Below are 8,724 nucleotides of genomic sequence, written 5' to 3' on the forward strand. Positions count from 1 at the left end.
CATTTAAAGCCTCTAACAAATCTTCTTGATTATCAAAACCACTAGCTACATCTTCAAGGTCTGCTGCACCATCAAGATTAGTCGCAGATGCAGGAAGGGTTAACTCTACATCTTCATCCAACGGATTAACATCAAAAGTTATCTTTGCACCGAAATTGGGACTTATGCTCTCTTTGACTTCCTCCTGGTCATCATAGATATGCATGGAAAAGTTGCCGTTCTGCAGCTTTTCAGCGTATGGGAGTCCAGAATTGGGACTGCCCAGGGCTGCTTCAGGGTTGTTTACCTGGTAGGTGCCCTCAGCGTACTTCATGTGCTCCAGTCCGGCACCGTTGGAGTGAATGCGGTTTACTTCCCAGGCCAGGGACTCAGCCAGGGCGTCCAGCTTTTCGCTGTATTTGCCGGCGTAGTGATCCCGGAAATTGAAATAACCGGCCAGGGACCCTCCGGTCAGCCTTCTTTCGTTCAGGTTCCCGTCCCCCATGACCTGGGGAGTGATGTTCATGTCTGAAGAGGTGTTGCTCTCCCAGTAAAGACCGCTCTTGGGGACTATGGTGAATTCATCGCCTTCAGCCAGTGCATTGTTGGAATAATCGTCAAACCATATCTCCATATCATCCACAGGCAGGGTGACCCGGTTGTCATAATCCTCTGCGGAAAATTCCCTGGTATTGCCCTGATCATCAGTAAGCCAGTTTTTGCCTCCGTCTAAGGAAACCTTGAATTTTGCATCTCCTCCTATTTCCCCGTCTTCGGTCACCTGGATGGTAAATTCGTATCCCGAATCGCCGTTATACTTAATCTGTCCGTCAAAATCCGATTTTAAATCAGAAAAGGTCTTGGAGTCCTCGAATTTGAGCCTGTAGGTCTCGCTTCCTTCCACCAGGGTATGGCCGGCCTTGGTCTGGATGGTTACGTCGCCGCCGCCCTTGTCCATATAGTTGATATCCACTTTCTCGGCCAGTTCACGGACCAGGAGATCGCGCTTGTCCCGCAGCTCGTTGAGGTTGACCTTGCCCGGAACCTCCCGGACATTGATCAACTTGTTGATTTCCGCGATTTCCTCCAGGATATCGTTTACCCGGTCTACATCCTGGCTTATAAACTCGTCCATCTGCTCCCGGTTTTTGGTCAGGTCCTGATCCATGGACCTGAAGGCCTGGGTGAGATTGCCGGTATTGCCCAAAAGAGCCGTGCGGACATTGTTGTCGTCAGGTCTTTTGGACAGCTCCTGCCAGTCCTTCCAGAAATCAGCCAAGGCCTCGTTCATCCGGCCCTCGCGGCTCTCGTTGAAAAGGGCTTCCAGGCTGGAAAGCTGCTCATGCATGGTCTGCCACATTTCCCTGTCAGAGGACTTGTCGTTATACTGAGTCTCTATGAAAGAATCAAAATGCCGGAACACCTCCTTGGCGTTGACCCCGGTGCCGATCTGGCCCGGAGCCGTATCCAGGGCCATGGCTTCTTCCAGGCGGACCTCCCTGCGCCGGTAGCCTTCAGTATTGACGTTGGCTATGTTGTTGCCGGTGGTCTGAATGGCGCTCTGGTTGGCAAAAAGAGCCGTCCGGCCTGAATTCATAAGTGCATGAATGCCTGACATTACATCCTCCCCCTGATGAACCCTCCTTCTCTGCTCAATTCAGCGTATCTTCGCCCATCAGCCGAATAAGTATCCGGTTTTCTGGGTGAAACCTGCTGAAAGAACTCCCTGGCCAGGGCCGTGCTCTGATCGGAAAGGGCTTTGGCCATGGTGGCGTTTTTCATCGCCTGCAGGGCCATCTTTTTTTCTTCGTCCTGCAACTGGTTCATCAGGTCCATGTGTTTCTGAGCTCTTTTTTTATCCAGGCTGGAAATATAATCTCCCAGACCTTCGAAACCTGCTTCCTGGACCGCATTCATCACGTCTTCCTTTTCCCGGATCATCTGACGCACCAGTTCCTGCAGGGAAAACTCCAGGGAGGACACCTTGTCCGGCTGGTTGTTCATAAGAGCAGCATACTCCTCCTGCAGCAGGAGATGAAGCAGCTTCAATGCCAGCTTTTGACGTTTCAGCCCGGCCATTATATCCATGACAAACCTCCTACGTAACCATTCAGGGCCGGAAACCGGCCTGGGGACAGTCCCCGCAACCAACTTTCAGCACCAACAAAAAAAGTACCAACGCGAAATTTTATGCATCTGCACCAATAGCACTTAGCAAGGGACAGTCCCCAGTCACGCCAGAGGCGTGAGTGCCAGCATCACCATTGAGAGCCCCGTGAACGATTACTCACCTATGATTCCGTGTGTCCTATATCCAGTCCTGCAAGCATGCGATCCTTTATCAGGTTGGGATCCCAGGCCATATCCCCCTGCCTCACCTCGAAATGCAGGTGCGGACCTGTGGACCTGCCTGTATTACCCGATCTGGCTATTTCCTGGCCCTGGTCAACTCTATCCCCTTCCTGGACCAGGTTTTTGCTGTTGTGGGCATAAACCGTCTTCCATCCATTGGGATGTTCAAGGATCACTTTATTGCCGTAACCTCCGTCCTTGTCGGCAAAGACGACTTCACCAGGCCAGCCTGCCTTTACCGGAGTCCCCTCTTCTATTGCAAAATCAATTCCTGCATGCCAGGCCTGCTCCCCGGTAAAAGGGTCCTCACGCCAGCCGAAATCCGAGCTGACCTGTCCCTGCACTGGATACTGCAACGGGGGCAAAGACTGAGGATCATCTTCTCCATCTTTTTCCACAGGCTGCGCAGCTTCCAGAGACTCCAGAGAATCCGGGGGTTCGCTGGCAGGCTTCAGCTCAGGAACTTCGGGCTTCTTACCGCCAAAGGCGGCCTCTATCTGCCCGGCCAGCATCTCGGCCTTTCTATCCGAAGGAATGTTCATATCCAGGATTCTCTGGACCCGAAGGTTGTGCTCGGTATCATCCCTTGGATTATCCTCTTCTTCCAGGGTAGGAAAATTTTGCCCCTGGGGCTCCTGGCCCATGCTTGGCAGAGTATCGGAACTGGCATCCATATTGGACTTTTCCACCTGGCCGCTTAACTGATCGAAAATCATATCAGCCAGGCCTATGCCGCCGCTTTTGGCCATCTCCACGGAGACCTTTTCATCAAACATGGACATATACATCTCTTTTTCATCGCTGTGCAGATATCCGTCCTGGGGAACGGTTTCGCGCATCTGTTCCCACATACGTTGAATGAAGATGGCTTCAAACTCCTGACTGGCCTTGCGCAGTTCCTCTTTATCGCCTTTACCGGAGCCGAACCTGTCCTGAAGGCTTTTTACTTCTGCGTCCCGGCTGCTGGAGCGACCCTGATGCAGCTGGTCCATTCCCTGGTTTGATATAGCGGAGCTCATGATCAGATCACCTCGAGTTCAGCGTGCAGCGCACCTGATGCCTTAAGCGTGCGCAAAATGGATATAAGGTCTCTGGGCGTTGCCCCTATGGCATTGAGACCGTCCACCAGCTCGTTGATGGTCGCGCCCTCGATAATGGTCAACTGACGCTCTTCCTCCACAATATCTATCTCTGTCTCCGGGGCTATTACCGGCGGAGCGTCGGTAAAGGGCAGAGGCATGAAAACATCGGGCACCTCTCTGACCATGACCGTCAGAGCTCCGTGGGAAATAGCCACCTTGGACAGGCGTACATGCTCGCCAATGACCACGGTACCGGTTTTTTCGTCCACAACTACCCTGGCCGGGCTGTCCGGGGAGACCTGGAGATTTTCCAGGGCGGCCATAAAAGGTACCAGATTGCCCTGAAAGCCTTCGGGGATATCCACGCGGATGGTGGAATTATCCTTGGCCCGGGCCAGGTTGCTCCCGAAATGCTCATTTATGCTTTCAGTGACCTGGGAGGTGGTGGAGAAATCCTGCATATTCAGGTTGACCACTATATCCTCCTGGGTGTTGAACCTGTAAGGCACTTCTCTTTCCACGGTGGCTCCCCCGGGAATCCGGGCTCCGGTGGGAACTCCGGTGGTGATTTCCGCAGCATCCCCTTCTACTGAGTATCCTCCCACTGTAAGCTGTCCCTGGGCCAGGGCGTAAGTATTGCCGTCGATCCCGCTGAGCGGCGTCTGAATAAGCACTCCGCCCATAAGACTGTCTGCATCCCCCATGGAGGAAACAGTCACGTCCATCTTGCTTCCGGGTCTTGCCGAAGACGGCATGTTGGCTGTGACCATGACCGCGGCCACGTTGTCCGGCTGCAGATCAGCGGGATTGACGCTGACCCCCATGCCTTCCAGCATGTTGGACATGGAGCGCAGAGTGAAAGGAGAGGCCTGGCTGTCACCGCTGCCGTCCAGCCCCACCACCAGACCATAGCCCACCAGCTGGTTTTCGCGTACTCCGCTGAAGGTGGCCACATCCTTTAAGCGCACCGCCTGGGCGCTGTCCCATATTCCCAGGACAAATACCGCCACTACTGCCAGAAATACTGCTTTGGCTTTTCCCGGTATAATCATAATCGGTCCTTTTTTGCTTTTGCCTGTAAACCGTTAAAACGGCCATACCCTGCCCAGTACTCTTGTAAGCCATCCCGGGCGCTGCTGGTCAGCCAGGATGCCTTCGCCGTACATCTCGATCTGGGCATCTGCCAGCTGGGTGGAAGATACTGAATTGTTGGAATCCACGTCCCTGGAGCGCACCAGGCCTCGGACAGCGATAATCTGGGTTTCATTGTTCACCTTGATCTGCCTGGCCCCCTCAACATGCATCACTCCGCCGTCCAGCACCTCCACTACCCTGGCCGAGACACTGGCCTGGACATCTGAACCCCTGGAAGTGGTGCCGTCGCCTTCAAAATCTCTATCTGATTGTGATTGAAACTGTTGCTGCATCTCGCCTGGGGTGCCTGCGCCTGGAAAAATTGCCCCTGTTGCTGCACTAATAGGCATGGAACTAAGGTCCATAGTGCTGTCTCTATCATATTCCGTATTAGCCCTGCTTTCAGCATCCGAGGACTCTTCAATGTGCACGGTGACAATATCTCCCACGTTCCTGGCCCGGTTGTCCCCGAACAGGAACTGGGTGCGATTGGGCTGAAAAAGGGATGGAGAATCCGCTTCAGTTACAGCCCCAGGATCAGGATACTGTTCCGGTCCGTAGGAGGGCATGGGCGTGGATTTCTTCTGCGCCGGGGCGCAGGCCCCCAGGAAAAAGGCCATGGCAACTATAATTATCAACTTATAAGATTTCATGGTTGGCTCCATTATCAGTTTTACCTTGTGGTTACCCTGCCGCTGCTCTCAACCGTAGCCCGGACTTCCTTTTCACTTTGCATATTGCGGACCATGATCCGGTCACCTCTCTGACCATCTTCCAGGACCTCGCCCGGTACAACCAGAGTCAGGTGATTGCCTTCATAGACCATATCCACCTTTGCCCCTCTGCTGACCATGGGCACCGGTTCCAGGTGCCTTTTATAGATGGGCTGGCCCTGTCCTATAGAGGATCTGATGCGCCAGGGACCGCTCTCACCGTCCCATACTTCGCGACGAATATAAGCAAGGTTCTTCTCCTCAAAACGAACATCCCCCGGCTCAATAACGTCACCCCGGTTCAGTGGGCGCTCAGCGCAGGCCACTGTCACCCAGACGTCAACAAAAACGTTTCCTGTATGCCTCCTGACTACTTCCCCGTGTCCGTCGCGCACAACAAATCGAAGACTGTTGCGGCCCGGTCCGGGATCACGTACGCTTTCAATCTCTACTTCCTCGTACGGATTTTCCAGAAAAATGGGCGAGGGCATGCGAAAATCACGAAATTCAATCCTCTCTCCCTGGGAGGTTACTTTGGGTCCTATATAATCCCGGACCATCCTCTCCAGCTTGTCGTCATCCAGGACCCTTCTGCCGCGCTGAAAAATTATCTCCCTGGGGATAATACTGGCCTCGGCCAGTTCTCCCAGGGTCACCTCCAGGCGCTCCTGCACCCTGGCCCGGTCCAGGACTATCCTTTGCCCGGCATTCGGAGCTCTCCAGAGTTCGGTGTCCTTTATATCCGACCAGTACTGTTCAGCCTCGGAGTTTCTAGGAGTGGCAATTTCTCCGAAAGTGATTACATCTCCGGAAACAGCCACGTGTTCATCAATCCAGAACAGGCCTTCCCCGGCCCAGGCCGGGCTGGATAACAACAAAAAAAACATTGCAGCTGCCATGCAGCAGCTCAGTATTTTTGTCTTCATAAATTTTTCTTTGTTCATAACCTCACCTGCAACCTGCTTCATAAGTTACAGCAACATCCAGTCCAAAGGTATAGTTGTAATCTTGAATCATCTCTCTCAGTGCTATCTAAAAACTACCTCTTCATCTGATTGGCCATCTGCAGCATCTGATCCGAAGTCTGAATGGCCTTGGAGTTTATCTCGTAGGCCCTTTGTCCTATGATCATATTCACCATTTCGTCCACTATCTCCACGTTGGAACTCTCCAGGGCGCCGGACCGGATACTTCCGAAATTTTCTTCCCCAGGTACACCTTCAGTGGCCGGACCAGATGCTTCAGTTTCTGAATAGAGATTTCGTCCTGCACTGTTTAAGCCTGCAGGATTCATAAACCTGTAAATTGGTATCTCGCCTTCCGCTATTACATTGTCATCACCATCAACGCAGACTATATTGCCCTGTTCATCCACATGTACCCTGGCCGTATCCTCAGGTATATGAAACTCGGGCTGCAGAGGGTATCCATTGGCTGTGACAATACGCCCGTCCTGGTCGGGCTTGAATGAGCCGGCCCTGGTGTATCTGACCTCGTCATTGGCCATAACCTGAAAAAAACCATCCCCTTCTATGGTCAGATCCAGAGGGTTGCCGGTCTGTTTATAATCACCCTGAGTAAAAATCTTGTGCACTGACAGGGGATTCGTACCCATACCTACCTGCAGGCCGGTGGGTACCCTGTCACCAGTCAGATTTTCGGTTCCGGCCACCTTCAGGGTCTGGTACATGAGATCCTCGAACTGGGCCTGGCTTTTCTTGAAGCCGTCGGTGTTGACATTGGCCAGGTTGTTGGAGGTGACGTCAATATTCATCTGCTGGGCGGCCATGCCGGTTGCTGCTGTCCAGAGCGATCGCATCATAAGGCTTTCTCCATTGTGTTTGCTTTATAAAATTCGTTTATTGCCATTTATCTGACAGTTCCCACCTGCTGGATCAGCTGCTGATCCTTTTCATGGGAGCTGGTCATCATCTTCTGCAGGGCCTCAAAATTGCGCATGGTACTGATCATATTGACCATTTCATATACAGGATCCACGTTGGAATTTTCCAGGTATCCCTGCTCAATGCGGGCATCTTCAGCAGGTATGGGGGCCGAATCAGCTCCGTCCTTCACCTGGACCAGTTGCCTGCCCTTCTTCTCCAGGGCGTTTAAATCGGTAAACGTGGTCAGGTTAATGACATCCAGAAGATCTCCGTCCGCCAGCACTTCGCCGTTTTCACCAATGGCTATGTTTGAAGCGTCTTCAGGGATCTCTATGGGGCCTCCCTCACCCTGCAATTCAAAATTTTGGCCTGTAACCAGATGGCCTGTCTCAGGATGGCGGAAAAATGATCCATTGCGGGTGTAGGCGGTCTCTCCTTCAGGAGTGGTCACCTCGAAAAAGCCTTCCCCGGAAATGGCCATGTCCAGGGGATTGCCGGTCTTTTTCATATCCCCGTCCTGCAGGTCCAGATGCACAGGACTGGGCCTGGTCTGACTGCGCAGCTTGGACTCAGGCCAGGGCAGGCGGTCTTCCAGGGTCATGTTGGGATCGCCGTAATCAGAGGCATAACGGGTAAAAACATCCTCAAAGGCTATTTTGTCGCGCTTGTAACCGGTGGTGTTCACATTGGCCAGATTATTGGTGATGGTATTCATCTTGGCTTCCTGGCTCATGGCTCCGAAAAAAGCACTGTACATTTCATCCTGCATATTTTTTCCTCCTGCACTGATTAAAGCAAATTGCAGGCCAAAAAAGACTGTCATACTTTACAGCAACTCCTTGACCTGCAGGCGCGTCTTGTTTTAATTTTTAACAATAGAATCATACAAACCCCGGAGGTTAATCATGACATGGACATTTGCCCGCTTGGGGAAAATTTTTCTGATGGCGGCAGGATTGAACCTGAGCCTTTTGGCCGGATTTTGCCTGCAAGGAGGTGAGAGTATGTTTTTCAAGAAAGCCGCAGCCCAGGAAACAGTAGAGCTTCCTGAATTCACTACAGAAGGGGAAACAAGCCTGGAACAGGCTTTAAGCAAGCGCAAGTCCACCAGGTCTTATGCTGACAAGCCTCTTAAAATGGAGGAAGCAGCCCAGATATTGTGGGCTGCGCAAGGGGTCAACAGACCCCAGCGAGACTTTCGCACCGCCCCTTCCGCCGGGGCCCTTTTTCCTCTGGAGGTATTCCTGGTGGCTGGCGATGTAGAAGGGCTGGACCCGGGCGTTTACCGCTACCTGCCCAAAGAACACAGACTTAAAAAAGAAAAGGACGGCAACGTGCAGGGTGAGCTGCATCAAAGCGCCCTGGGCCAGTCTCCGGTAAGGGATGCTCCGGCAGTGGTGGTTATTGCCGGAGTTTATGAACGGACCACCGTAAGGTATGGAGACAGGGGAAAGCAGTACGTACACATGGAAGTGGGCCACGCAGGGCAGAATATCCATCTGCAGGCCGAGACCCTGGGTCTGGGGACAGTGGTCATAGGCGCTTTTGACGATTCCGGGGTTCAAAGTGCCCTGGGTC

Annotated in this window: 9 protein-coding genes; 1 reads left to right on the plus strand and 8 read right to left on the minus strand. The window is 52.8% G+C overall.

From position 1 onward, the window contains the following. From flgK to flgF, 8 genes are all read right to left on the minus strand, one after another. Positions 1-1,597: flagellar hook-associated protein FlgK (gene flgK / locus D5S03_RS09590; RefSeq protein ID WP_287043712.1), on the minus strand; the 1,597-nt coding region annotated here is incomplete at its 3' end. Further along, positions 1,597-2,067 (minus strand): flagellar export chaperone FlgN, encoded by a 471-nt coding sequence (flgN, locus tag D5S03_RS09595; protein WP_287043714.1) that lies wholly within the window; start codon positions 2,065-2,067, stop codon positions 1,597-1,599. The genes flgN and flgK, both read right to left, overlap by 1 nt. A gap of 203 nt (positions 2,068-2,270) precedes the next feature. Continuing rightward, positions 2,271-3,350, minus strand: a complete 1,080-nt coding sequence (locus D5S03_RS09600) for a peptidoglycan DD-metalloendopeptidase family protein (RefSeq protein WP_287043716.1) — start codon at positions 3,348-3,350, stop codon at positions 2,271-2,273. A 2-nt stretch (positions 3,351-3,352) separates the two neighbouring features. After that, positions 3,353-4,465, minus strand: coding sequence for a flagellar basal body P-ring protein FlgI (locus tag D5S03_RS09605; protein WP_287043718.1), 1,113 nt, complete (start codon positions 4,463-4,465; stop codon positions 3,353-3,355). Between the two features lie 33 nt (positions 4,466-4,498). Beyond that, positions 4,499-5,200, minus strand: a complete 702-nt coding sequence (locus tag D5S03_RS09610) for a flagellar basal body L-ring protein FlgH (RefSeq protein ID WP_008870560.1) — start codon at positions 5,198-5,200, stop codon at positions 4,499-4,501. Positions 5,201-5,220: 20 nt separating this feature from the next. Continuing rightward, positions 5,221-6,147, minus strand: coding sequence for a flagellar basal body P-ring formation chaperone FlgA (gene flgA, locus D5S03_RS09615; protein WP_287043720.1), 927 nt, complete (start codon positions 6,145-6,147; stop codon positions 5,221-5,223). 152 nt (positions 6,148-6,299) lie between these two features. Further along, entirely contained in the window at positions 6,300-7,082 is a 783-nt protein-coding gene (gene flgG / locus D5S03_RS09620) for a flagellar basal-body rod protein FlgG (RefSeq protein WP_008870562.1), read from the minus strand. A 47-nt stretch (positions 7,083-7,129) separates the two neighbouring features. After that, a complete protein-coding gene (gene flgF, locus D5S03_RS09625) occupies positions 7,130-7,915 on the minus strand; it encodes a flagellar basal-body rod protein FlgF (RefSeq protein WP_287043722.1) in 786 nt (261 codons plus the stop codon). Positions 7,916-8,150: 235 nt separating this feature from the next. On the opposite strand from flgF, the gene D5S03_RS09630 reads away from it, so the two are divergent. Beyond that, a partial coding sequence (locus D5S03_RS09630) for a SagB/ThcOx family dehydrogenase (RefSeq protein WP_287043723.1) occupies positions 8,151-8,724 on the plus strand: 574 nt, incomplete at its 3' end.

Origin of the sequence: Desulfonatronospira sp. MSAO_Bac3 (genome assembly GCF_003838035.1) — a bacterium.
GTDB lineage: Bacteria > Desulfobacterota > Desulfovibrionia > Desulfovibrionales > Desulfonatronovibrionaceae > Desulfonatronospira > Desulfonatronospira thiodismutans.